Source organism: Streptomyces yamdrokensis, assembly GCF_053890455.1.
The window spans coordinates 1-23,519 of the sequence record NZ_CM132679.1 but is presented as its reverse complement, the minus strand read 5'-3'; the positions used below and the strand labels follow the sequence as shown (position 1 = coordinate 23,519).

Here is a 23,519-nt window from a genome sequence, read left to right as displayed (position 1 = left end):
ATCCAACCGCTGGAACTGCCGACCCGGCGAACCTTCCCGGTCAGAGCCTAGCTGCGGATTCCCGTGTTCTCGTCCTGGTGTTGGGTGAGGCGGTGGTAGTGGCGGCTGCGGCGTCCGAGGATCACGGCGGCGAGGAGGCAGGCGAGGGCGGAGGCGAGGAGGATGGCGCCCTTGGCGTCGGTGAGGTGGGCGTCGGTGCTGTAGGAGAGTTCGGCGATCAGCAGGGAGACGGTGAAGCCGATCGCGGCGAGGATGCCGATACCGGCGACGTCGGCCCAGGCGATCTTGGGGTTGAGGTGGGCGCTGGTGAAGCGGCTGGTGAGCCAGGAGACGCCGAAGATGCCGAGGAACTTGCCCGCGAGGAGTCCGGCGAGGACGCCCCAGGTGATGGTGGAGGTCCAGAAGCCGCCCGCGCCGGACAGCGAGACCCCGGCCGCCATGAGGGCGAAGACCGGCAGGGCGATCCCGGCGGAGAACGGGCGCAGCATCTCCTCCGCCCGGTGCGAGGGTGAGGAGGTTTCGCCGTCGCGGGTGCGGGTGTGCATGAGCAGGCCCATCGCGACGCCGGCGATGGTCGCGTGGACGCCGGAGGCGTGCATCAGTGCCCAGATCACCACGGCGAGCGGGGCGAACAGCAGCCAGCCCGGCACCCGGGTGCGCAGGCGGGTGACGGCGCGGCCGGAGCCGTTCTGGAGGTAGCCGAACACGGCCAGGCCCAGGGCGGCCAGGGCGAGTGCGGCCAGGTTGAGGCCAGTGGTGTAGGCGACGGCGATGACCAGGACGGCGACCATGTCGTCGACGGTGGCCAGGGTGAGCAGGAAGGTGCGCAGCGGGGTGGGCAGGTGCCGGCCGACGACGGCCAGGACGGCGAGGGCGAAGGCGATGTCGGTGGCCATCGGGATGCCCCAGCCGCCCATCGCCTCTCCGCCGGAGGTGGCGGTGATCGCGAGGAAGATCAGGGCGGGGATCGCGACGCCGCCGATCGCGGCGGCGATCGGGAGGGCGGCGCGGCGCGGGTCGCGCAGCTCGCCGTGGACGAGTTCCTGCTTCAGCTCGTTGCCGACGATGAAGAAGAACACCGCCAGCAGCCCGTCCGCGGCCCACGCCTCGACGGAGAGGTTCAGGTGGAGGGCGGCGGGCCCGAAGGTGAAGGAGCGCAGGGACTCGTAGGAGTCGGCGAGGGGCGAGTTCGCCCAGACCAGCGCCAGGACAGCGGCACCGATCAGGAGCGAGCCGCCGACCGCGTCCAGGCGCAGGGCAGCGGTGATCCGTGAAACAGCAGACATGGAAGAGACGTCTCCAACGGTACGAAGGGGGCGCATGACAGTGCACCGGCCGACGGCCGGTGATGTGCCTCCGCGAGATACGCGGTGGGCTCAGCTGCTCTTCGGTGGACAGACGCTCGTTATCGCGCCCCATGTACTGACGTAGCCGTTCGTACCGATCGGCCGTCGCTCCAACGGCACCAGAACAAGAGCGCGGGAGGTCAGACACGCCAGGGACAGCAAAGCGAGACGGTCACGCATCGAACGTCTCCTTCTCTCACCGCGGCGGTCCTGACGCAATCCTAACAATGCCGACCTTCGCCAGCGGAGCAGCAAACAGCCTCCGAGGGAGCGACGCCGACCGCAAGATCCGGGGTTTTTCTCAGGGCCTGACACGGACCTGTTCGTGACCGGCCCAGTACGGCGGCATCCGGTGCTGTCGCAGCTCGCGAACATTTCCCATGCCGCTTCGCTGCGCGCTGGGTCCAGCTGCGGATCGCCGTGTTCGGGTGGGGCTGGGCCTGGAGGCGTTCGCGGAGGTCGATCTCCTCGGCGGTGAGCGGGTCCTCGGGCCGGCGGATCCGCCAGCAGTACGACCAGCTCGTGAAGTACACCACCGCCCTGCGCCTGGGCACCGCCGAGGCCGAGCAGGTTCTGTGACGCTTCACCCGCGCCGGGCCCAAGCACCCCACCTACCGGGCGATCGAGGAACTCGGACGGGCAGTGCGTACGGCGTTCATCTGCGACTACCTCGCCGACGCCGACCTGCGGCGCGAGATCAATGACGGGCTCCAGGTCGTGGAGGACTGGAACTCCGCCAACCACGATCTGTTCTACGGCAAGGACGGCGACCTGACCGGCTCTGACAAAGACTCCCAGGAGGTCTCGATGCTGGCGCTGCACCTGCTCCAGTCGGCATTGGTGTACGTCAACACCCTGCTCCTCCAGGACATCCTGAGCGAGGAGAAGTGGCAGAAGCGGCTCACCGACGCCGACCGACGGGCCCTGTCCCCGCTGTTCTGGACGCACGTGAACCCCTACGGCCGGTTCGAGCTGGACATGAACTCCCACCTCGCCCTCGCCGCCGCGGCGGCCATGGTGCCCGGCCCCCGCGCCGCGTCCGATACACGGACTCCCGAAGCGGCGGCGGAGGGTGCGGCCGGGTCGGCACCCTGAAGACCCGGTACCCCGGCGTCGCCGGCGGGCGGCTCGATCGTTGACCGGGGTACCGGCTCGGGTTCGCGGTGTTGTCGGTGCGGATGCGCGGGGTGTTTCCCACTGAGGACCTGGCGGTGGTGCCCGCCGTGGTAGTGCGGTTCGCGGACGAGCGCAGGCATGGGTCAGCTCGTCAGCCTCGATGGGCCACAAGATCGTCATGCGGGCCGATGCGCCCGATCTTGCCGCTCCGGCGATGAGGCCGTCGTCGTGATCGCGCGGTCGGAGAGGGGGCTGGAGTAGACGACGCTGGTCGTGACGGAGCCAAGTCCGGCGATCCGGCCCGCCGTTGCTTCGAGGTGGCGCATGGAACGGGCGAGGACCTTGAGCACGAAGCAGTCTTCACCTGTGACGTGGTGGGCCTCCATGATCTCAGGCGTGGTGGCAACCAGATCGTGAAACGGTTTGTAGTTGCCCGTGGGGTAGCGGAGGCGGACGAAGGCCAGGATGCCGAATCCAAGTCGTTGTGGATCCACTACTGCCACGTAGCCGCGGATCACACCGCTCTCTTCCAGCCGCCGCACCCGTTCGGTGACAGCACTGGCCGACATGGACACGGTCCGTGCCAGCTCGGCGTAACTGGCCCGCCCATCCCGCTGCAGGGCTTCCAGGATGCGTATGTCGGTCTCATCAAAGGAATCGGCGGCCATGAACAAGGAATACCATGGCATCCCCGGTCACAGCCCGAAACGACCGGGGATCATCCGTTCCAGCGTGTGGCTACACTTCGTAGTGTTTCACCCATGAATAGCCCTGCTGCAAGCCCTGCACTGCATATGCCGCCCGCGCCTCCCATCGAAGCCGCCGCCTTCTTTACCGCACGCCTTACCTTCCAGGCGGACGTCTCCGACGTCCGCGCCTCATTCGACTCGGGCGACCCGGGCTTCGTTCTGGTCGATTCACGTGGGAGCGCCGGCTGGCAGCAAGGTCATGTGCCGGGCGCGGTCCATCTACCCACCGCCGACATCCCGACCCGAGCCGCAAGCCTGCTCGACCCGAAGGTCCCGGTCATTACCTACTGCTGGGGGCCTGGCTGCGACGGCGCCACCCGCGCGGCGCTCGCCCTCAGCCAGCTCGGCTACCGGGTCAAGGAGATGATCGGTGGTATCGAGTACTGGATCCGCGAGGGCTTCCCTGTTGCATCTCTGACCGGTACCGGGCAGCGCGAGGCGGACCCGTTGACCGCTCCGATCGGCTCCATCACCTGCGCATGCTGACGGACACCACACGGCTGGGCGGCACGGTCCGCCCAGCCGCGCTGGCCGACCTGCCTACGGTGGCGAGACTGTGCGCTGCCCATGCCACGTTCGAGCGCGCCGAACCTCTCCCTGACGATCTCGCGGCTCGCCTGGAGTCCGTCTTGTCCTTGGCGCATCCGAAGGCACGGTGTTGCGTAGCCGATCACAAGGGAGAACTAACCTCGCGCTTTCACGAGGCGGGGTGTCCGAGGCTTGATCAAATAAGCGGAGAGTGCTCCTGACCTGCAACGATGGGACTTGTCTAGGGTCCTGTTGGTTGCACGGAAAGAAGCACTCTCCAGGTGAAGAAGCGTATCGGGTCCTACCCGCGTGTCCGCATCGAGGGCGGCGGCCGGACGGTGGTCTCGCAGGCCGGCGGCGTGCTGCTGGTCGAGACCGTGCGCAAGGCCGGCCTGGACACCGCGATATCAGCGGCGCTGGCGCCGTGGCGGAAGGCCCGGGCGGTGCACGATCCGGGCAAGATCCTGCTGGACGTGGCACTGGCGGTCGCGCTGGGCGGGGACTGCCTCGCCGATGTCGCCATGCTGCGGGCCGAGCCGGCCGTGTTCGGGCCGGTGGCCTCCGACCCGACGGTCTCCCGCCTCATCGACACCCTCGCCGCCTCCGGAGAGAAGACACTGCGGGCCATCCGTTCTGCGCGGGCCGAAGTCCGCGAGCGAGTCTGGCGGTTGGCCGGTGACAGGGCGGCTGATGCGGGCGGGACGGTGACCGTCGATCTGGACGGGGTGCTGGTGATCGCGCACTCGGACAAGGAGGACGCGGCCCCGACCTGGAAGCGAACCTACGGCCACCATCCGCTGATGGGGTTCGTCGACCACGGGCCGGGCGGCACCGGTGAACCGGTCGCGGCCCTGCTCAGGCCGGGGAACGCGGGCTCGAACACCGCGGCCGACCACATCACCGCCGCCCAACTGGCCCTGGCCCAGCTTCCGAAGAGGTACCGGCGCGGGCGCCGGACCCTGATCCGCACCGACTCCGCGGGCGGCACCCACGACTTCGTCGCCTGGCTCGCCCGGCGAGGACGATGGCTGTCCTACTCGGTCGGCATGGTGATCACCGAGCAGATCCACCAGTATGTACTGCAGGTCCCGGCATCGGCCTGGACGCCCGCCGTCGAGACGGACGGCGAGATCCGCGACGGCGCCTGGGTCGCCGAACTCACCGGCGACATACTGGACGGCTGGCCCAAGGGCATGCGGCTGATCGTCCGCAAGGAACGGCCGCACCCCGGGGCACAGTTGCGGTTCACGGACGCGGACGGCATGCGGCTGACCTGTTTCGCCACCAACACCTCGGGCCGGCCGATCGCTGAACTCGAGCTCCGTCACCGGCTGCGGGCCCGGGCCGAGGACCGGATCTGGTCCGCCCGCGCCACCGGCCTGCGCAACCTCCCCCTACACCGCACCGCCCAGAACCGGATCTGGCTGGAGATTGTGCAGATCGCACTGGAACTGCTGGCTTGGATGCCGATGCTCGCGCTGACCGGCAAGGCCCGCCTCTGGGAGCCCCGCCGACTACGGCTGCGTCTGTTCACCGCGGCCGGACAACTCGTCACCACCGGCCGCAGGCAGATCCTCCGCCTGGCCCGGCACTGGCCCTGGACCAGCCACATCACCACCGCACTCAACCAGCTCGCACTCCTACCGAACCCCGGCTGACCAGCACATTCCCCGCCCCTACGACAGCACCTCAACACCCGGAGCAGTGGAACCCGGCGCCACCCCGAGACGACACTCGGGCCCTCGGCCTGCCCACGGCACGAAAACGGTCCACCGACTCCGTCGGCGGACCGTCATGAAACTTCGAGGTTAGGGGAGTTGGCATGCTCATGGATGTCTGGGGTGGGTGTCGAGGGGTGTGCCGCAACAGGCATGGGCCACGGCCTGCTATGCCCATCCGATGCCCAGTTCGCGTAGTGCGTTTGTCCAGGGGCGGTTTTTCTGATCAGTGGGTGGTGGGCTGGCCTGGGCTGATCAGTTTGATGGTGTTCCGGGTCGAGCTCTCACCGCTTGGTGATGGGGGACCGGGTTTCAGTTCTCTGAGCTGAGCTGCTGTTTCATCAGGTGGAGCGGGTGCTGGTCAGATGTGGTCATGTTCCGGGTGTGTCGATCAGATTCGTTGAGTGCTGGTATGCGGTCATCCAGTACAGGGCGGTGTCGATGTCGCGGGCGGTCCAGCTGCCAATGGGGTCTGGAGCGGCGGTCAGAAGCTGGTCGATCGCTTCTATGTAGCGGCTGTAGCGTCCGGGTGCGTGGCTGAGGGGGATGCCGAGGGCGTGCAGTCCGTTGTGGGCTCGGCGGTCGTAGATGGCCATGCGGTCCGGCGCGGCTGCTGTGAGGACGGCGGAGGCGAGGGCGTCACCATTACGGAAACCGGGTAGTGAGGCCAGGGCTGCTCGTCCGGCTTGCGCTGCCGAGCGGCGGCTGAGAGAGGTGTCCCGGGCGGCGGCCGCGGCCGCGGCGGTTGCGCGGCGTACGTCAGCGTCCGCGAGCGCCATGAGTTCAGAGACCCAGGGCGTATCGGCCCTGAGCCGTTTCCACATCAGCAGTGCTCCGATGTCGGCTTTGCCGATGCTTCCGCTGGTGCACGCACGGCGTGTCACTTCCTGCAGGGTCTCGTCGTAGTAAGGGCTGACGGTCTCGGTGTAGGCCTGGTGGGCGGCGGCGAGGCGCTGCCATCGATCGGGCGCGAGGGCGAGTGGTTGGTCTGTCACGGCTTGCTGCTCCGTCTTGTCCGGAGGGATGAGGCAGGGGGTGGTCAGCCGCTGACTGGGGGGTGCCGCAGTGTTCCCGGTGTGCTTGGAGGATGCGCGCAGGGTGTTCGTTCTGGGGTTGTCGGGGTTTGCGGCTGGGGCGGTGAGGAGTGGGCCGAGGCGGCTGTGCAGCGTGTCGAGGCCGAATGAGCGCGTCAAGGCTATGCAGGGTGTCGCTGTCGCTGTCGCTGTCGCTGTCGCTGTCGATGGCGGGGAGCGGTGGCCGGTCGGGCGGGAGGAGCACGGCGAGGACGCCAGCCTCCACGAGCGCGCCGGGTTCCGCGTCATCGGCCATCGTGAGCGCATCGGCCGCCATCACCGCCACTGGCGCGACGTCGTCCTCCCGGAACGCCGCAGTTACCGTCACCTGACGCGCAACACGGCTTCCGGCACATCTGGCTACCGGTACGGCGGCCCGGTGAGCCGGTCAGCCCGGGACGGCGGTGCCGTCTTCGGGGGTGCGGTTCCACGCCTGCCGGTAGAGCTGAAGTTCGTCGTCGGAGAGGTCCAGGTGGCCTTCGACGCGGATGCTGGTGGTGTCCCACGGTGAGTTCCCGCCGCGGCGGGGGGTGAGCAGGACACCGAGCGTGGCGGTCTGCTCAGCCAGTCCGGTACGCGTGGTGACCTCGTGATGCCGCAGCAGCACGTAAGCCTGAAAAGCGGCTTTGACGCGGGAGTCGAGAAGGGTGGCCGCTCCGAAGATGAGCTGGCGGGTGTCGTCCTCGTGGAGCATGCGCCGAAAGCGCCATTTGCAGTGTTCCTCGGGAACCTCGGGTACGTCGCGGAGCATGTCGGCGGCGAGCAGGTGACCCCATTCGGTGCGGGCGCCGACGGGCAGCCGGTCGAGGTCGTACAGGACAGCGAAACGATTGGCTTCGGTCAGCGGGGGCTTCAGGGGACTGAGGGCTATGTCCTCGAACAGCAGGCGGATCACGAGGTGGGCCTGGGTGCCGTCGTCCCCAGCCGGGGCCTGAGGCAGCAGCGGGGTGGAGTAGGCAACGCCTCCGGGGCCCACGAGCTCCGTGTCGAACTGCGCCGGCGAGGCGTCGGCGTCCGCGGCGGCGAACTCGTAGTAGCGCACCGGTTCCTCGCCGAGTGGGACAGAGGGCTCCTTCGCGGCGCGGAAGAGGTATTCCAGCACTGCAGTGGTGGAGCGCAGCTGGTCGAAGAGGAAGTCCCAGTCGCGGCGGGTCAGCGCGATCCCCGGCATGCCGATCTCCTGCCAGGTGACCACCGTGCCCGCGGGGACACCGGGGTGGTCGAGCAGGAACACGGCTATCCACTCGTAGGCGTTGCCGTCGACATTCAGGATTCGCTCACGGCCGTTGACCATGTCGGCTGGCATCATCCGCAGTTGCCGGACGGTCCCTTTCGCCTGGCTCATCGCCTTGGTGGCCGCCTTCTTGATCCAGGCGGCTTCTGCGGTGTCGTCCTTGGGCGCGATGGTGCGGGCCTTGACCTGCACGATCGCACCTCGATGGCCGGCCAGCAGCAGGCGGTCACCGAGTTCACGGAGGCCTGATCCTTTCTGGGCGTGAGCGGCCTGGCGGAAGACGAAGTCGGGCAGACCCCAGGCCGCCGCAGCATGATGGGCCGCCTGTTCCGCCGCACGGCCGTGCTCGACGCCCGGGGCCAGAGGCAGCGCCGGCGGGACACGGCGGGTGTAGACCCCGGCCGGAGTGTCGACGACGAGCGTCAGCGCGGTGGCATCGTCCTCGTCGACGAAGCGCCACAAGGCAGAAGGTGATGGGGGCATGGGCGCCATTAGACGCGCCGGCCGCCCCGGGCGCCCAGGTTTTTCCTACGTGAAGACCCCTCCCGCCGGCCGCGCCCGATCCACCTGGGAACCGTTCTGGGTCAGCCTGGCCGCAGTGCCCCCAGTCCGTGGCGACCGAGCCCTGACCACCCAGCAGGATCGAACCGCCGCCCTCGACCGCTTCGCTGAACTGGCCAAGCAGGCGGTGACCAGCTACATGCAGCCGACCCGCCCCGCCCTGGTCGGGCGCCGGCAGGTCCGTTTTGAGGGAGACCCGACCGGCCAGCTCCACCGGGACGGCTCCCTCTATGCCGCCCTGATCCTCGAACTCGCGGACCAGCTGCCCAGTAGCAGCGACAAGCGTCTGTACCAGCGCGGCCTCGAGCTATATCTGGTAACGCAGGTCCACGCTGCGGCAGCATGGGCGGTGGACACGGGAGCCGGAGGCGACCTCATGCTCTCCGCGAAGCTCCGCTTCGACGACGGCATCACTCCCGTGCGTCTTGTCGTCTCCGAGCGCCAGTTCCAGCACGGCTCCGTCGGACCAATCCCGAGAACCCCGGCACAGAACCCCGCGAACTTAATACTCCAGCTGTAGATCGTGATCAGGCTCGCTTGAGGCCGGTGCGCGGTGCTGCTCTACGCTGCCCTTCATGATCGCCAAGCTGCAGTGTGTGGTGTTGGACTGTGCCGATGTCGATGAGCTGTCCCGGTTCTACCAGTCGCTTCTCGGCGGCGTGGTGAACCAGCCGGATCCGCGGTGGTCGCTCGGCGACAGCTGGGCGACGCTCCACACCGATGGTGGGCTCGTGCTGGCCTTCCAGCGGGTAGAGGACCATCAGCCACCGCAGTGGCCGCATCCCGCTCGGCCCCAGCAGTTCCACCTCGACCTGGGGGTTGAGGACCTGGACCAAGCTCAGGAAGACGTCCTCAATCTGGGCGCCACACTGCTCGATGAGGGTGATGGAAAGTGGAGCTGGCGCATCTTCGCGGACCCGGCAGGGCACCCGTTCTGTCTCGTCCGGCGCTGACAGGCGACACCGCAAAGGGTGCGGCCACCGATGATCATCGTGAGTTGTGTGGACTGACGAAGAGACGGTGGCCGCAGGTCACAGCATAGATCCCGTGCGTTGGCGGGAGACGTTTGAGGTGGCCATGGGCCGGATTGCGGCCCGGTTCGCCCGGTACGAGCCCCGTTTGCGGGCCGGGCGGCTGGTGCTGGGCCTGCTGTCGGACCTGCCGCGCAAAAACTGCTGGACGATCGCCGAGTGGGCCGGGGAGGTCGGCCCGCACGGGATGCAGCACCTGCTGTGCCGGGCCTCCTGGGACGCGGACGCGGTCCGTGACGACGTGCGCGAGTACGTCGTCGAGCACCTCCACGACGAGGCCGCTGTGCTGGTCGTCGACGAGACCGGTGACGTGAAGAAGGGCACGCACACCGTCGGGGTCCAGCGCCAGTACACCGGCACCGCCGGGCGGATCGAGAACTCCCAGGTCGCCGTCTACCTCGTCTACGCCGGCGAGCGCGGACACGCGGCGGTGGACCGGGAACTGTACATCCCGCGCTCCTGGACAGGCGATCCGGACCGCTGCCGGGCCGCGGGGCTCGGTGAGGACACTGTCTTCGCGACCAAGCCGGAACTGGCCCGGGTGATGATCGAACGGTTTCTGGACGCCGGGCACCGCGTCGGCTGGGTCACAGGTGATGAGGTCTACGGTGGCAACCCGAAACTGCGGGCGGCTCTGGAGAAACGCGGCATCGGTTATGTGCTCGCGGTGGCTTGCTCGGCCGAAGTACCCACCGCTGCAGGCACGTTCCGAGCCGATGCCCTGGCGAAGAAGGTGCCGAAGCGGGCCTGGCAGAAGCTCTCGGCCGGACGCGGCGCAAAGGGACAGCGGTTCTACGACTGGGCCGTCATCGACCTCGCCGAAGAGGCGCAGGGCCACCACCAGCTGCTGATCCGCCGCAACCGCACCACCGGTGAACTCGCTTACTACCGCTGTCACTCCACCACGCCGGCACCCCTGGCCACCCTGGTCAAGGTCGCAGGTTCCAGATGGCGAGTGGAAGAGACCTTCCAGAGCGAGAAGGGCTTGGCCGGACTGGATGAGCACCAGGTCCGCCGCTACCCCTCCTGGACCCGCTGGGTCACCCTCGCCATGCTCGCCCACGCGTTCCTCGCTGTCGTCCGCGCCGAGGAACACGCACACCGCTCCACATCCGACGACCTGATCCCGCTGACCTGCAACGAGATTCAGCGCCTGTTCATCAGTGTCGCTGTCCGACCCGATCACGGCCCGGCCCACCGGCTCAGTTGGTCCGCCTGGCGACGCCGCCACCAGGCACGATCACGAGCCAGTCATTACCGAACCCAAGCCACATCCCAGGCATGAAGATCACGATCTACAGCTGGAGTATTAACCGCCCTCGCCACTGACAAGCGTGAGGCCGTTGTCACGGCCTATGCCCTCGCCGGCGCCCTGCTCGCCGACATGGGCGCCCACCAGCCCTACCTGCTGACCCCCGAGGGCGACATCCAGCTGGACCGTCTCGACGGCCACCACGACAGTCTCACCGGCTGGTAAACAGATCGGCCTCGGTCATGAAGCCAGCGTAGAAGGCTACTCCTTATCGTCTATGCGGGTTCTGGTGATTGGCTGCCGCTGTCAGGGTTGGTGGGTGGTAGTGCTCCTGGTGGCGGGTCGGGTGGTGGCTGGGGAGTAGTGGCGAGGGCTGTGGCTTGGCGGTAGTTGATGATGGCTTGAATTCTTTTTTCGGGGTCTGTTATCTGGTCGAGTGTGGCTGCGAATTTCTCATTGACCAGTGTTCCTTTTCGTTGTCGTGAGTGTTCGAGGATCAGGCTGGTGAGGGGGACGGCGAGGTATGCCGCGATGACGATCACTCCGACGGCCCACCAGGGTGCGCCGCCCAGGGCGCCGGCGAGGACGGCAGGGAGTCCGGCCAGGAGGCCGGAGACAGGGGCGAGGGAGGACGAGTTCATCGCGTGGATGCCCTTCCAGCACGCGACGGCTGGGCCGCCTCATGCCTGAACGAGCCGTGCGGGGACGGCTGGGACGGGGAGAGGCGGCACAGGTGTGCCGTGGCGTGAGGGCATGCCGAGGGCCGACGTCGCCGTAGGGCGGGCCGGTGGTGTTTTACGGCAGGCCTGTCAGCCCCCTGGAAGACCGGTTCTTCGATCTCGTGGGGTGCTTTAGATGTTTCGTGTGGCGGTTTCTGCGGAAGAGGTTTTTTCGGCTTTTTGGGCAGGCTCCAGCTATGTAGCGCAGCTAACGAAAAGGCTGCTAATAAAGCCCTTAAGCCGGTTCATTTACCTTTTCCGTTCCGCCTTTCTTTGCTCGTTGGCCTCGTGCAACCTCGTGCGGGCACGCCGGACTTGCCCACCAGTATCGCTCATCGTGGCGTCGCTCAGGAGCTGTTCGGCCAGATCGGTACCACGTTCTCGCCCACAACTGGTTGAGCGAGCAACCGCGGTCCGCACCGGCCCGGTGTTCACATGCTGATGAGGCTGATTGCGGTGAGGAGGAGCCAGCCGCGTTGCTGGTTGTGGATCCAGTTGCGGGTTGCCGGGTGGCGGGGGTGGGTGTGGGCCTGGTGGTAGGCGCGTTGCCACAGGATGGGCCAGGGCGGGTTCCACCAGGGGTCGATCATGGCGAGGGCCTGCAGGGTGGGGGAGGGGCTGCTGCGTTTCTTCGCGAGTTCGCGTTGCCGGTTGAGCCATTCGCCGAGAGGAAAGCCGTCGTGAACGGTCTTGATCGGCGGGCAGAGGTGGCCGTGTTGACCGGCCCAGGCACGGGCGTGCAGGAGGGCTTCGGCGTGAGGCCGGGGGCGAGGGCTGGGCGGCCACTGTCCGGCAGTCCGAGCAGTGACGCCGAGGGCGTTCAACAGGTGCTGCTGCTCGGGGTGGAGCTGGTCGTACTGGAGGCAGGCTCGGGCTATCCAGCTGCCCAGGAGGGTGCTCGGTGCGGGGATGCGGGCGACGGGATCGAACGGTTCGCCTGCTTCGACGTGGTTGCGGGCGCGGTAGTAGTTGCGCTGCCACTCGGTCTTCCAGGGTGGGTTCCACCAAGGGTCGATCGCGGTGAGCTCGGTGAGGTGGGGTGAGGGCGGCAGGCCGTCACGCGCGCGTTGTTTGGCGCGGTTGCGCTGGCTGAACAGCCACCACCCCAGCGGATACCCGTCATGCCGGGTATCACGGGGGGCTACGAGGTGCCCGTGTTCGGCTGCGTAGGCACGGGCGTGTGCCAGGGCTGTTTCGAAGCCCGTTCTCAGGTCGGGGCGGTGCCCCAGGCGGCTGCGGGGCTCGCGGCGCTTCGGTTCGCCGGCGCGTCGTGTGCGGGACACACCGCTGGTAATTGCGGGCATGGTAACCCTTCCGGCTTGGCCGGCCTTGCCTTCTGTCTCCGGCGCCGGGGCGACAGCCGGTAATTCTGGGGTCGCACGTTCGAGTTCCAGGACCGTGCGTGTTACCTCGGTGGTGATGCCGATACCGGTGAGGAGCTGCCGCTGCTCCGGGTGGAGTTCGTCGTGCATAGCGCATTGGCGCCACAGCCAGTCGGCGGTCCCAGAATCGCCTATGTCGGCGAAGCCGTCTTCGGCCTGGAAAACACGGCCTGCCGCGGCGCCACGGGCCCGGTAGTAGTGGCGCTGCCATGACAGGCCCTCCTCCGGCGTCATCTGCGCACCGAGCCGGCGGTCCCGCCGATCCGACGCTACGACGTGCACGAGAAGGTGTGGAGCGACCCACTTCCCTTCTTGTTCCAGCGCAAGCTGGGAACCAGAAGGACAGTCCTGGCCTTCGTCACGATCAACCGCATGATCCGGACCCGGTGCAAAGAGCTGGCCGCCGTCCACCCCGCGTTCCAAGAGCTGAGCTTCGCCCCGCACGACTTCCGCAGACTCTTCGCCACCGAGATCGTGAACAACGGCCTGCCGATTCACATCGGCGCGGCCCTCCTCGGGCATCTCGACACACGAACCACCCGCGGTTACGTCGCCGTTTTCGAAGAGGACCTCGTCCGCCACTACCAGGGCTACCTGGCCCGACGCCGCGCACAACGGCCGACCGACGAATACCGGCCCGCAACCGATCAGGAATGGACCGAATTCGAGGAGCACTTCGACAAGCGCAAGGTCGAGCTGGGCGCGTGCGCACGACCCTACGGAACCCCCTGCCAGCACGAACATGCCCCGTTGACTGAACGAACCCTGGAAGTTTTCCAGTTCAGAGGGAAGGTGGAGTCAGTAGTCGTTACGGTCACCGGTCGTGACGAACGATGCGAGAGAACACGATCTGGCCGCCTTGGCGGTTCCTCGGTGGGGTCGGCTGGTGGAGACCGGCGACCGGTACGAGCCCTATCGGCTCCTCGATGCCGATGGTGCGACCGTGGACCCGGTCGCGGTCTACTTCCGGGAACTGCTGGCGGCCGGCAAGGCTTCGTCGACGGTGCGTTCCTACGGGATGGATCTGCTTCGGTGGTGGCGGTTCCTGCAGGCCGTGGGCGTCTCCTGGGACCGAGCGAGTCGGGTCGAGGCCCGGGACTTCAGCCGCTGGATTCAGTTGACGGCCAAGCCCGGAAGGGGCAGGACTCCGAAGCGCCGGTCGGTGCCGAGCGGAACCGGCCCGAACGCCGTGACCGGCAAGCCGACGGTCGGGCCCGGCTATGCCCCGACCACCGTCGCGCACAGTGAGACGGTGCTGCGGCGCTTCTACGACATCCACCGCGACGCTGGCACGGGGCCTCTGCTCAACCCGTTCCCGCTGGACCTGTCGCGCCGCTCCGGCCGCGCGCACGCACACCACAATCCGATGGACGTGTGGAAGCCCGAGCACGTGGGCCGCTACCGGCCCAGCCTGCCGCGGCGGATCCCGCGCTCCATTCCCGAGGAGTGGTTCAACAAACTGTTCGCCGCCCTGGCCTCGCATCGCGACCGGGCCCTGGTCGCGTTCTGGATCTCCACCGGGGCCCGGGCCTCGGAGCTGCTCGGTATCCGACAGCGCGATGTCGACCCCGGCCAGCAGCTGGTCAGCGTGGTGCGCAAGGGCTCGCGGGCAGTCCAGCAGGTGCCGGCGTCAGCGGACGCGTTCGTCTGGCTGCGGCTGTATCAGCAGGAGATATACGAGCAGGTCCCGCGCGGTCGTACGCAGCCGGTGTGGTGGACACGGCGACGCCCGATCCGGCCGCTGACCTACCACGGTGCCCACCGGATGTTCGAGCGGGTGAACGCCTCGCTCGGCGCGGACTGGACGCTGCATGATCTGCGGCACAGCGCGGCCGCCCGGATGGTGCGCGACCCGAAGCTGACGCTGGCCGACGTGCAGTGGGTGCTCGGTCACGCGCACCTGTCCGCAACGGAGGTGTATCTGACGCCGCACAGGGACGAGGTCGTGTCAGGCGTGCTGGCCTACCATGCGCGCCGGGCGCGGGAGGACGTGCAGCCGGTGCCGCCACCGCCGGCACCGGGGTACGACCAGGCGTCGCTGGATGTGCTGTTCGGACGTTCGTCATGACCAACCTCGTCAAGCACTCCACGCGCACCCCGCTGAAGATCGCGAACGCGACAGCGGAGCAGACTCAGGCGCGGAATGGCCAGTTGCGGGGACGGTTTCCGCCCCGGCCACCGAGGTCGCCGTGGCTACACACCACACAACCACTGGATGAGATCCTGCGGAGGCTGACGGCACCGCCGTTCCTCCCGGCGGCCAACGGCACCCGAGCCGGACGTCGCCGCGGGGTGACCAAGGTGCTGCGCTGGCTGTCCAGCCTGCCCGGAGATACCTGGCAGGAGCGATGGAAGGCGTCCGGGGCGGAAGACCGTCCCGGGGCCGCCTGGGTGGAGATCCCGTTGCAGTGGCTGCGCGAGCACGGATCCTCGCCGTCCCATGACCGCGAGGACCTGCCTTCCGGGCTCCTCATGCTCATCTGCGGTGACGTCATCCGTCCGGGCCTGCCGTGGATGCTCACCCGAACCCACCGGTATCTCGCCTCCGCGATGGCCGACACCCGGGATACGGACGGGTTCGCGCGCCTGCACCAACTCGCCGCGGCAGGACCGGCCAGCTCACGCAAGGACGCCCGGATCGCCGCGACAAGGATCGCCACCATCCTGGCCTGCAAGGGCGGAACGATCGACGAGATCACGGTCGGCGACTGCGTGGAACTCGTCGACACCCAGCGTCAGGTGCACGCCCGCGGCGGACAGAAGAAGGTCGACTTCTACCTTCGGCTGCGGGACCTCAAGGTGTTCCCTGAAGATGCCCCAGCCACGATCCGAGCCTTCGGGCTCGCCCTGGGCCAGCTGAGCATCGAGCAACTCGTGGACCGCTACCGGATCCGGTGCCGGCCAGTACGTGACCTGCTGGTTGACTATCTGCGCGAGCGTCAGTCGTCGCTGGACTTCGCCAGCCTGGACGCGATCTCGCGCACGCTCGCCGGCCTGTTCTGGGCCCGGATCGAAGCCCTGGACCCGGGCATCGACACGCTCCGTCTGCCGTCGGCAGTGGCCCGCGCCTGGAAGGAGGATCTGAAGGTCAAAAAGCGTACGGTCACCGGCCCTGACGGCAAGACCGTCGAGGTGTCCAGCCCGCGACTGAATGCCAAGGACGAGCTCATGCGCGTCCGCGCTTTCTACCTGGACATCGCGCAATGGGCCGCCGAGGAACCGGCCCGTTGGGGACTCTGGGCCGCGCCCTGCCCGATCAGCGACGACGAGATCCATAAGGGGAAGGAACGCAAGCGGCGCAAAGCCCGGATGGACCAGCGCACCCGCGAGCGGCTGCCCGTCCTGCCCATCCTCATCAGCGCTGCCGACCGGCGGCGACGCACCGCCGCCGACCTGCTCCAGGCGGCACGGAGCACCGAGCCGGGGGCCGTCATCCCCGGCACCGATCCTGCACTGCGAAGAGCCCTCGCGCCCAAGGCCGCAGGCCACCTCGTCTGGGCCGAGGAAACGTACGGCGGATGCCGGCGGAACCTGACCTACGAAGAAGAGGAGGCGTTCTGGGCCTTCGCCGCGATCGAGGTCTTGCGCCTGACCGGCGTGCGGAACGAGGAACTCTTGGAGCTGACGCACCACAGCATCACCCAGTACCGGCTCCCGTCCACCGGCGAGGTCGTCCCACTGCTGCAGATCGCTCCGTCCAAGACCGACACCGAGCGGCTCCTGCTGGTCAGTCCCGAACTCGCCGACGTCCTCAGCGCCATCATCAGCCGACTGCGCGGCCCCACCGGGACCGTTCCGCTGGTGGCCGCCTACGACGTCCGCGAGAAGGTCTGGAACCCGCCGATGCCGCTGCTTTTCCAACGCGGCATCGGCTCCGAACACCGCGTCTTCACGCCGACCGCGCTCCGGAAGCTGCTGATCAACGCGCTGGCCGCCACCGGCCTGACGAATGCCGAAGGCGAGACGCTCACTTTCTCGCCCCACGACTTCCGGCGCATCTTCGTCACCGACGCCATCATGAACGGCCTGCCTCCGCACATCGCCCAGGTGATCTGCGGGCACAAGAGCATCGACACCACGATCGGTTACAAGGCGGTTTATCCCGCCGAAACGATCGAGGCGCACCGGGCCTTCATCGCCCGTCGGCGGTCCACCCGTCCAAGCGAGGAGTACCGGACCCCGACCGAGGAGGAGTGGGACGCTTTCCTCGCGCATTTCGAGAAGCGCAAGGTATCCATCGGCACCTGCGCTCGTGCCTTTTCAAGCCCTTGTGTTCATGAACACGCTTGCGTTCGTTGCTCGCTTCTCCGGCCGGACCCGGCCCAACGCGGCCGGTTGGAGGAGATCCGCGATAACCTCGTCGGCCGCATCTCGGAGGCCGAGCGCGAAGGCTGGCTCGGCGAGGTCGAAGGACTCCGCGTCAGCCTCGCCGGCGCCGAGGACAAACTTGCCCAGCTCGACCGACGCGGCCGGACCAGCACCGCTGTTGATCTCGGTATCCCTCACTTCGCCCAGCCTCAGGGAGGGAGCTACCGTAATCACGTTTGAAGACGTGGCATCACATGCCGCTGGGATGCGTGGACAGCCAGTCGGGGTGCGCGGCTTTGAGTTCGTCCCTGACCGCGGCGCTGGGCGCGAATACGTCCCCACCACCGTCATAGGGGTGATAGAGCCAGCGAAGATCGAACGGGGCCAGGGTGACTCCTGCGATCACCTCGTCGGCCACGAGCCGCAAAAGCGGATCGAGAGCTTGCTTGTTACGCGGACGACGACTGATGTATTCGTGCTGGTAGAGGATGTCATCAGGGAAGTCGTCGTCATGAACGCAACTGCTCCAGTGCTGGGCATGCGGGTCGACTCTCTGGAGGTCGGCCATGCGCGTGACAGCCTCAGGGTCTCCGTTCCACTCCCGGGTGACCACATACAGCTCGTCGTCGTTCGGCCCCAGCTCGGCGAGCAGCGTGTGATGGCGTTCGAGGAGGATGCCGTACTCAGTCTCGCCGTCCGGGTATCGCTTTGATCCGGGGAGACTGTGAAAGCGCACCCATCGGTCGGGATAGGCCCGACGCATCGGGATGTCCTGCTGCGGTGCAGGCCATTGCCGTTCCCACAAGGCAGAGAGTGCTTCGAGATCAAGGCCGGGAGTACTTCTGTTCACCACTCCATGATCGGGCATTGCTGCTTCGGCGGACCTGGCACCCCCGTCAACGAGTGGCAGTGACCAGCTTGGATGGAACAGGAACAAGTTCAGAGAAGCCTGCATCCGATGCCCCATGCTGCACATCGATCCGAAGATGCTGGCCAGACTCGACGAACTCGAAAGCGACCTCATCACCCGTCGCCAACGCGCGGAATCCGAAGGCTGGCTCGGCGAGATCGAAGGGATCGATCTCACGCTGTCCTTCCTGCGCGACAAGCAGACCCGAGCCAAGAAGCTGAGCGGCACCACGAACCTTGGCATGCCCGGCTCGCGCCCAAAGTGAAGTGCAGAGAATGAACAAGCCGCATCGGCAGGACAGACGATGGGCGACTGCATGGAGCCCGGAGCAGATCTCACACCGTCTCCATGCCGACTTCCCCGATGATGAGTCCATGCGCATCAGCCACGAAGCCATCTACCAGGCGCTGTTCATCGAGGGCCGTGGCGCGCTCAAGCGGGAGCTGGTCACGTGTCTGCGTACCGGCCGGGCGCTGCGGACTCCCCGTGCACGGTCACAGAACAAGCCGCAGGGGCATGTCACCGCGGACGTCGTCCTCAGCGAACGCCCCGCCGAGGCCGGGGACCGCGCGGTCCCCGGACACTGGGAAGGCGATTTGATCATCGGAACGGGCCGATCCGCGATCGGCACGCTCGTCGAGCGCAGCAGCCGTTCCACGCTCCTGGTGCACCTGCCTCGGCTCGAGGGCTGGGGCGAGATTCCGCCTGTGAAGAACGGCACCTCACTCGGGGGCTATGGCGCGATCGCGATGAACGCGGCGCTCACGACGTCGATGACGCAACTGCCCGAGCAGCTGCGCAAGACCCTCACCTGGGACCGTGGGAAGGAACTCTCCGGTCATGCCCGGTTCGCTCTCGATACCGGGACGAAGGTGTTCTTCGCCGATCCGCACTCGCCCTGGCAACGACCGACGAACGAGAACACGAACGGGCTGCTGCGTCAGTACTTCCCGAAGGGCACCGATCTCTCCCGGTGGTCGTCCACGGACCTCGAAGCCGTCGCCATGGCGATCAACAACCGGCCCCGCAAGATCCTCGGTTGGCGGACGCCGGCCGAGGTCTTCGAAGAGCAGCTACGCTCGCTGCAACAGCCCGGTGTTGCAACGACCAATTGAACTCGCCAAGTACACGTCCGTGAAGCTCACCACGCGCCTGGTCAGGGCCGGTATCCAGGCGTCCATGGGCTCGGTCGGCGACTCGTTCGACAACGCCCTGGCGGAGAACCTGTGGATGGTCATCAAGACCGAATGCATCCGCGGCCGCGTCCTCGCTACCCGGGCCGAAGCGAACCTCGCACTCTTCGAGTACATCGACGGCTTCTACAACCCCCGCCGCATCCAGAAGCGGCTCGGCTACCTCAGCCCGATCGAGTACGAGGAGAAGCACTACGCCAACCAGGCAGCGGCCGAACCGGTGAACCTGAAACCACATCAACCCGCTCTGACCAGCTAGTCAGCCACTCCCGCACTGCGGGGGAACCTCAGTTGTGGCTGGTACGCAGGTTGGCGATCCATTGGCCCAGTGGGTAGCCGTTGGGGACGTCTTCCTTCGGCACGGCCAGATGACTGTGCTGCTGGTGGTAGGCGTGGGCCTGGTCCAGGCCTGTCTGGAAGGCATGCTCGGCCTGGAGACTGTGGCCACGCAGCCGCTTGGCGGGTGGTCCGGGTGCAGGCGGGGCGCCGTCGGCGGCCGGAGCGTGGGGGAGGAGGTCGCTGAGGGGGCGGGGCCGGTGGGCCGAGTGCACCTTCCACAGCGCCCTTTGCGCGGCGGACTCACCAGAGGCGCGGGTCCTCACGCAGGAGTGGGCCCAGGTGAACAGCGGCCCGTGGGTGACGGTGGCGAGGTGGAGGGGCAGCCATGGCCTTGCGAGCTGTTCGGCGAGCTCGGCCAGCAGCCCGGGTAGCTCGCCCAGCCGGTAGGGCAGATGGCCGTCCGATTCGGTGATCGTGCGCTCCTGCAAGGGATGGCCGGCCAGCAGGCATGCGAGGGCAACGGTCTCGGGGTAAGTGATCAGGTCGCGGGCGGCCACCTTCCACCAGCTGGGATCGGCGTCTTTCGGCCGCGTGACCTCAAGACGAGCTGGCCAACGCTGTTCCTCGCTCGGCCAGGGTTGCTCCCACCAGGCGCCGGTGACGGCACGGGCGACCTCGAAAGCTTGTGCCCCGGTGAGGGAGCGGTGCAGCAGCCGGGCATGCCGCCGCTGGGCCTCGGTCACCTCCCGGCAGCGGCCCAGGAACACAGGAAGCCCACTGGTCCCGGGCAGGTACGACAGCCAGTAGCGGTGGCGTGCGCACACACGGTCCTCGGGTGCCAGGTACCGGCGGGCGGGCACCTCTCGTCCGGTACGGGCGGCGGTGCATGCGGGGCAAGCCGGCCCTCATGCGGCAACGACCTCCTTACCGCGCATCAGGCGCCCGACCGGGCCGCTTCCGTACTTGCCGCACGGCTCTTCCCTCCTCCATGCGGGCAGCGCCTGCTCGAGCACATGCTGCGGAACACGGCAGAGTACAGAAACGCGTTCGCGGGCCTGTGCGTTGAGGTGGATCTCGCTGTCCGGGTACAGCATCCCGGTGAGGTTCTGATGGCCGCCGACATCGGTGACGGCGGTCAACACGTCACGGATGCCGAGGTGGTACCGGGCGGCGATTCTGGCCAGGAACGACAGCGTCAGCTCCCCGCTCAACGGAGCGATGCGTCCTGCTGCGCCACCCCTACCCCTCGCCCGTCCTCGGGGAGTCGGAGGAGGCGCAGCGGGGCCGGCGCCTGGCGCTGCTGCAGACCGCACTTCTGGAGCACGCGGCGGCGTACAACCTCCGTACGGTGATGACGTTCCACCAGAAGGTGGAGGAGGCAGCCGCGTTCGCGGAGAAGATGCCCCAGACGGCTGCCGAGCTGTACGCCAGTGACGCCTCCGATGACGACCTGGCGGCCGCGGACCGGCTCCCCGCGTCGTCGATCGACGCGAGCTTCTACGAGCTGGAGGCCGGCCGCCACGTCCCCCCGGGCCGGGTGTGGTCGGCGTGGCTGTGCGGCGGCCATTTGGTGTCCGAGCGGCGGGAGGTGCTGCGGCAGTTCGCGAACGGGATCGATGCCGCGGGCCGGCGCGTCCACCGGGCGTTCCTGGCAAGCTGTCGCGTCCTCGGGGAAGGCGTGGACATCACCGGCGAACGGGGCGTGGAAGCGGCGTGCTTCGCCGACACCCGCACCTCCCAGGTGGAGATCGTGCAGAACATCGGCCGGGCACTCCGGCTCAACCGGGACGGCACCACGAAGGTCGCGCGGATCATCGTGCCCGTGTTCCTTCAGCCCGGCGAGGACCCCACCGACATGATCGCCTCCGCCTCGTATGCGGGACTGGTCGCTGTGCTCCAAGGCCTGCGCTCGCACGATGAGCGCCTGGTGGAGCAACTCGCCTCCCGCGCCCTCACCAGCGGACAGCGCACCGTGCACGTCCGGCGCGACGAGGACGGGCGGATCATCGGTGCCGACGGCGAGAGCAACGGCGAGGACCAGGAACAGGACGACACCCAGGCGGCCGCCGAGGCGGCGCTGCTGCACTTCTCCTCCCCTAAGGACGCAGCAACCATCGCGGCGTTCCTGCGCACCCGGGTCTACCGGCCCGAGTCCCTGGTATGGCTGGAGGGCTACCAGGCCCTTATCCGCTGGCGGGCCCAGAACGGCATCACCGGCCTGCACGCCGTGCCCTATGACGTGGAGACCGAGGTCGGGGTGACGAAGGCGTTTCCGCTGGGCAGGTGGGTGCACCAGCAGAGAAAGGCGCTACGGGCCGGAGAGCTGGAGCCACGGCGCAAGGAACTGCTCGACCTGCCGGAGGTCGGCATGGTCTGGGAACCGGGCGAAGAGGCCTGGGAGAACAAGCTCGCCGCGCTGCGGTCCTACCGGCGCGCCACCGGGCACCTCGCACCCCGCCAGAACGCGGTGTGGGGTGAGGGTGAGGGCGAGGGCGAGGCGATGGTGCCCGTCGGGCAGCACATGGCCAACCTCCGCCGCAAGGGCGGCCTGGGGAAGGACCCGCAGCGGGCAGGGGAGCGGGCGAAGCAGCTGAAGGCGATCGATGAGGACTGGAACTGCCCCTGGCCGCTGGACTGGCAACGCCACTACCGCGTCCTCGCCCACCTCGCGCAGGACGAGCCCGGCGGAGTACTGCCCGCCATCCGGCCCGGCGTCCTCTACGAAGGCGATGACCTCGGCAAATGGCTTCAGCGGCAACGCCGCAGCTGGGTGGAGCTGTCCGCCGAGCAGCAGGAACGGCTGACCGGGCTGGGCGTGAAACCCGTCGAACGGCTCGCCCCGGCCTCGGCGGCCAAGGGCACCGGGAAGGCGTCAGCCTTCCAGCGCGGGCTTGCGGCCCTCGCCCAGTGGGTCGAACGGGAAGGTCAACGGCCGGTACCACGCGGCCACAGCGAACAGATCGCCGTCGACGGCGAGGCGGAGCCGGTGATCGTAAAGCTGGGCGTATGGGTTTCGAACAACAAATCGAGAAGGGACCGGCTGGACGCCGACCAGCTCGCCGCCCTCGCGGAGCTGGGCGTGGACTGGGCAAGGCCGGTGACGGTCTCCCGGGCCGCCCCGGACAGCCTCTGACCGCTTCCTGTGTCGTGACCGGGCCCCGGGCCTCTTGAGGCCCGGGGTTTCGTGCTGTCATCCGGGACCCGCGGAAGCGGCCAGAAGTCTTGTCACATACTGTAATAGAACTGTTACCTTGCGTATTCCTTGGGTAGGTGTGCGGAGCGCGCCGGAACAGAAAACCCAGGGAGAGATTCACTTGAGCGAGGTCGTTGTCGGTCGGCGCACTACGGGCCGCGCACTCTTGAAGACTCCGCAAGGGCGTGCCCTGCTCAGTGAAAGTTCACGGGGGCAGGTCCAGGGGCTGTTCGACTTCGGCACAGTGGTCGGCATCATCGACCTGGTGGCGGGGCTCGTGGGGGCCGGCACCGGTCCGGATATGGACATCGAGGACCTGCTGGCGAACCATTCCGAGATGCTGGGGGCCATCCTGGCCGGGCAGGGCGACCTGCTCACGGGCATTGGGGGGTCTCCGGGCAAATCGGCGGAGTCTCCGATCAGGTGGACCAGGTCTCCGACCTGATCGCCCAGATCGAGCAGTCCAGCGGGGAGCACCAGGTCGAACTGAAGCAGCAGCTCGCGGCCATGATGGCCCAGCAGCAGCTGGCGGCGGAGATCAACGCGAACATCGCCAAGCTGTCGAATCAGGTCGCCGGCCTGTGGTCGGACATGAACGCCTGGTTCACCACCACTTTGCAGCAGGTCGCGGCTCTGGCCCAGGGGCTGGAAGAGGTCCAGGCACAGCTGGCGCACATCGAGTCGCTTCTGCAGGACGTGTTGGCCGAGCTGGCCGAACTCCACGACCGGGTCGACTGGAGTTCGGTGATCACGCTGATGTCGGAGCACGAGTACCGCGTCGCCTACAGCAGCACCATGGCCCTGGAAGTGCCGGTCGGTATCACCGGCGGGGAAGGCGCGGTCGCCGGGACGGTGGCCGTCGATCCCGCCGGCCTGCGCAGCTGGGCTCTCAGCACTGCTGACGAGGTCAGCGGGCTGCCGTTCTCG

At 67.8% G+C, this 23,519-nt stretch carries 19 protein-coding genes and 5 pseudogenes; 15 read left to right on the top strand and 9 right to left on the bottom strand.

Annotated features, from left to right (window positions below):
• Positions 1-47: 47 nt before the first annotated feature.
• A complete protein-coding gene (gene nhaA / locus ACWZEH_RS00120; RefSeq protein ID WP_456194916.1) occupies positions 48-1,286 on the bottom strand; it encodes a Na+/H+ antiporter NhaA in 1,239 nt (412 codons plus the stop codon).
• A 90-nt stretch (positions 1,287-1,376) separates the two neighbouring features.
• Positions 1,377-1,526: a hypothetical protein gene (locus ACWZEH_RS00115; protein WP_456194915.1), complete on the bottom strand. Its 150-nt coding sequence runs from the start codon at positions 1,524-1,526 to the stop codon at positions 1,377-1,379.
• Between the two features lie 411 nt (positions 1,527-1,937).
• Between ACWZEH_RS00115 and ACWZEH_RS00110 the strand changes: the two are divergent.
• Positions 1,938-2,441: pseudogene (locus tag ACWZEH_RS00110) on the top strand (Tn3 family transposase); the annotation flags it as partial.
• A gap of 197 nt (positions 2,442-2,638) precedes the next feature.
• Here the strand turns inward: ACWZEH_RS00110 and ACWZEH_RS00105 are convergent.
• The gene (locus ACWZEH_RS00105; protein WP_456194914.1) at positions 2,639-3,130 is read right to left on the bottom strand and encodes an Lrp/AsnC family transcriptional regulator; all 492 of its coding nucleotides are present in this window, start codon (positions 3,128-3,130) and stop codon (positions 2,639-2,641) included.
• 93 nt (positions 3,131-3,223) lie between these two features.
• On the opposite strand from ACWZEH_RS00105, the gene ACWZEH_RS00100 reads away from it, so the two are divergent.
• Together ACWZEH_RS00100 and ACWZEH_RS00095 are read left to right on the top strand one after the other, a co-directional pair.
• The gene (locus tag ACWZEH_RS00100; RefSeq protein ID WP_456194913.1) at positions 3,224-3,697 is read left to right on the top strand and encodes a rhodanese-like domain-containing protein; all 474 of its coding nucleotides are present in this window, start codon (positions 3,224-3,226) and stop codon (positions 3,695-3,697) included.
• A gap of 323 nt (positions 3,698-4,020) precedes the next feature.
• The gene (locus ACWZEH_RS00095) at positions 4,021-5,397 is read left to right on the top strand and encodes an IS1380 family transposase (protein WP_456194912.1); all 1,377 of its coding nucleotides are present in this window, start codon (positions 4,021-4,023) and stop codon (positions 5,395-5,397) included.
• A gap of 431 nt (positions 5,398-5,828) precedes the next feature.
• Here the strand turns inward: ACWZEH_RS00095 and ACWZEH_RS00090 are convergent, their stop codons facing one another.
• Positions 5,829-6,452 carry a hypothetical protein gene (locus ACWZEH_RS00090; protein ID WP_456194911.1) on the bottom strand — a complete coding sequence of 208 codons (624 nt, stop codon included), beginning with the start codon at positions 6,450-6,452 and terminating at the stop codon, positions 5,829-5,831.
• A 298-nt stretch (positions 6,453-6,750) separates the two neighbouring features.
• On the opposite strand from ACWZEH_RS00090, the pseudogene ACWZEH_RS00085 reads away from it, so the two are divergent.
• A pseudogene (locus ACWZEH_RS00085) lies at positions 6,751-6,849 on the top strand (GNAT family N-acetyltransferase); the annotation flags it as partial.
• A gap of 69 nt (positions 6,850-6,918) precedes the next feature.
• On the opposite strand, the gene ACWZEH_RS00080 reads toward ACWZEH_RS00085, so the two are convergent.
• Entirely contained in the window at positions 6,919-8,247 is a 1,329-nt protein-coding gene (locus ACWZEH_RS00080; protein ID WP_456194910.1) for a hypothetical protein, read from the bottom strand.
• Between the two features lie 115 nt (positions 8,248-8,362).
• Between ACWZEH_RS00080 and ACWZEH_RS00075 the strand changes: the two genes are divergently transcribed.
• The 3 genes from ACWZEH_RS00075 (at position 8,363) to ACWZEH_RS00065 (ending at position 10,641) form a co-directional block, all read left to right on the top strand.
• Entirely contained in the window at positions 8,363-8,845 is a 483-nt protein-coding gene (locus tag ACWZEH_RS00075) for a hypothetical protein (RefSeq protein ID WP_456194909.1), read from the top strand.
• A gap of 55 nt (positions 8,846-8,900) precedes the next feature.
• Positions 8,901-9,278 carry a VOC family protein gene (locus tag ACWZEH_RS00070; protein WP_456194908.1) on the top strand — a complete coding sequence of 126 codons (378 nt, stop codon included), beginning with the start codon at positions 8,901-8,903 and terminating at the stop codon, positions 9,276-9,278.
• A 124-nt stretch (positions 9,279-9,402) separates the two neighbouring features.
• Complete coding sequence (locus ACWZEH_RS00065; RefSeq protein ID WP_456194907.1) at positions 9,403-10,641, top strand: IS701 family transposase; 1,239 nt, start codon at positions 9,403-9,405, stop codon at positions 10,639-10,641.
• Between the two features lie 1,117 nt (positions 10,642-11,758).
• Here the strand turns inward: ACWZEH_RS00065 and ACWZEH_RS00060 are convergent.
• Positions 11,759-12,631 carry a helicase associated domain-containing protein gene (locus tag ACWZEH_RS00060; protein ID WP_456199976.1) on the bottom strand — a complete coding sequence of 291 codons (873 nt, stop codon included), beginning with the start codon at positions 12,629-12,631 and terminating at the stop codon, positions 11,759-11,761.
• 450 nt (positions 12,632-13,081) lie between these two features.
• Between ACWZEH_RS00060 and ACWZEH_RS00055 the strand changes: the two are divergent.
• From ACWZEH_RS00055 to ACWZEH_RS00045, 3 genes and pseudogenes are all read left to right on the top strand, one after another.
• Positions 13,082-13,213 (top strand): annotated as a pseudogene (locus ACWZEH_RS00055) (hypothetical protein); the annotation flags it as partial.
• Positions 13,214-13,532: 319 nt separating this feature from the next.
• Positions 13,533-14,777, top strand: coding sequence for a tyrosine-type recombinase/integrase (locus ACWZEH_RS00050; protein ID WP_456194906.1), 1,245 nt, complete (start codon positions 13,533-13,535; stop codon positions 14,775-14,777).
• Positions 14,774-17,257: a tyrosine-type recombinase/integrase gene (locus ACWZEH_RS00045; protein WP_456194905.1), complete on the top strand. Its 2,484-nt coding sequence runs from the start codon at positions 14,774-14,776 to the stop codon at positions 17,255-17,257. Before ACWZEH_RS00050 ends, ACWZEH_RS00045 begins: the two co-directional genes overlap by 4 nt.
• A 10-nt stretch (positions 17,258-17,267) precedes the next feature.
• On the opposite strand, the gene ACWZEH_RS00040 is transcribed toward ACWZEH_RS00045, so the two are convergent.
• Positions 17,268-17,867, bottom strand: a complete 600-nt coding sequence (locus tag ACWZEH_RS00040; RefSeq protein ID WP_456194904.1) for a DUF3885 domain-containing protein — start codon at positions 17,865-17,867, stop codon at positions 17,268-17,270.
• A gap of 115 nt (positions 17,868-17,982) precedes the next feature.
• Here ACWZEH_RS00040 and ACWZEH_RS00035 point away from each other — a divergent pair, with 115 nt between their 5' ends.
• The 3 genes and pseudogenes from ACWZEH_RS00035 to ACWZEH_RS00025 all read left to right on the top strand — a co-directional run bounded on the left by ACWZEH_RS00035 (position 17,983) and on the right by ACWZEH_RS00025 (position 19,379).
• Positions 17,983-18,192: a recombinase gene (locus tag ACWZEH_RS00035; protein WP_456194903.1), complete on the top strand. Its 210-nt coding sequence runs from the start codon at positions 17,983-17,985 to the stop codon at positions 18,190-18,192.
• Positions 18,193-18,202: 10 nt separating this feature from the next.
• Positions 18,203-19,042 (top strand): annotated as a pseudogene (locus ACWZEH_RS00030) (IS30 family transposase); the annotation flags it as partial.
• A 115-nt stretch (positions 19,043-19,157) separates the two neighbouring features.
• The gene (locus tag ACWZEH_RS00025) at positions 19,158-19,379 is read left to right on the top strand and encodes an IS3 family transposase (protein ID WP_456199975.1); all 222 of its coding nucleotides are present in this window, start codon (positions 19,158-19,160) and stop codon (positions 19,377-19,379) included.
• 28 nt (positions 19,380-19,407) lie between these two features.
• Here the strand turns inward: ACWZEH_RS00025 and ACWZEH_RS00020 are convergent, their stop codons facing one another.
• A complete protein-coding gene (locus ACWZEH_RS00020) occupies positions 19,408-20,223 on the bottom strand; it encodes a helicase associated domain-containing protein (protein WP_456194902.1) in 816 nt (271 codons plus the stop codon).
• A gap of 81 nt (positions 20,224-20,304) precedes the next feature.
• Entirely contained in the window at positions 20,305-20,610 is a 306-nt protein-coding gene (locus tag ACWZEH_RS00015) for a hypothetical protein (protein ID WP_456194901.1), read from the bottom strand.
• Between the two features lie 32 nt (positions 20,611-20,642).
• Here ACWZEH_RS00015 and ACWZEH_RS00010 point away from each other — a divergent pair.
• Both ACWZEH_RS00010 and ACWZEH_RS00005 read left to right on the top strand, forming a co-directional pair.
• Positions 20,643-22,532: pseudogene (locus ACWZEH_RS00010) on the top strand (helicase associated domain-containing protein); the annotation flags it as partial.
• A 181-nt stretch (positions 22,533-22,713) separates the two neighbouring features.
• A complete protein-coding gene (locus ACWZEH_RS00005) occupies positions 22,714-23,037 on the top strand; it encodes a hypothetical protein (RefSeq protein WP_456194900.1) in 324 nt (107 codons plus the stop codon).
• Positions 23,038-23,519 lie beyond the last annotated feature (482 nt).

Coding starts and splice junctions, on each gene's coding strand:
- ACWZEH_RS00065 (WP_456194907.1), top strand. CDS start 9,403: ATGGGCCGGATTGCGGCCCGGTTCGCCCGGTACGAGCCCCGTTTGCGG.
- ACWZEH_RS00060 (WP_456199976.1), bottom strand. CDS start 12,631: ATGCCCGCAATTACCAGCGGTGTGTCCCGCACACGACGCGCCGGCGAA.
- ACWZEH_RS00100 (WP_456194913.1), top strand. CDS start 3,224: ATGAATAGCCCTGCTGCAAGCCCTGCACTGCATATGCCGCCCGCGCCT.
- ACWZEH_RS00105 (WP_456194914.1), bottom strand. CDS start 3,130: ATGGCCGCCGATTCCTTTGATGAGACCGACATACGCATCCTGGAAGCC.
- nhaA (WP_456194916.1), bottom strand. CDS start 1,286: ATGTCTGCTGTTTCACGGATCACCGCTGCCCTGCGCCTGGACGCGGTC.
- ACWZEH_RS00035 (WP_456194903.1), top strand. CDS start 17,983: ATGCTGCACATCGATCCGAAGATGCTGGCCAGACTCGACGAACTCGAA.
- ACWZEH_RS00115 (WP_456194915.1), bottom strand. CDS start 1,526: ATGCGTGACCGTCTCGCTTTGCTGTCCCTGGCGTGTCTGACCTCCCGC.
- ACWZEH_RS00025 (WP_456199975.1), top strand. CDS start 19,158: ATGGTCATCAAGACCGAATGCATCCGCGGCCGCGTCCTCGCTACCCGG.
- ACWZEH_RS00045 (WP_456194905.1), top strand. CDS start 14,774: ATGACCAACCTCGTCAAGCACTCCACGCGCACCCCGCTGAAGATCGCG.
- ACWZEH_RS00080 (WP_456194910.1), bottom strand. CDS start 8,247: ATGCCCCCATCACCTTCTGCCTTGTGGCGCTTCGTCGACGAGGACGAT.
- ACWZEH_RS00070 (WP_456194908.1), top strand. CDS start 8,901: ATGATCGCCAAGCTGCAGTGTGTGGTGTTGGACTGTGCCGATGTCGAT.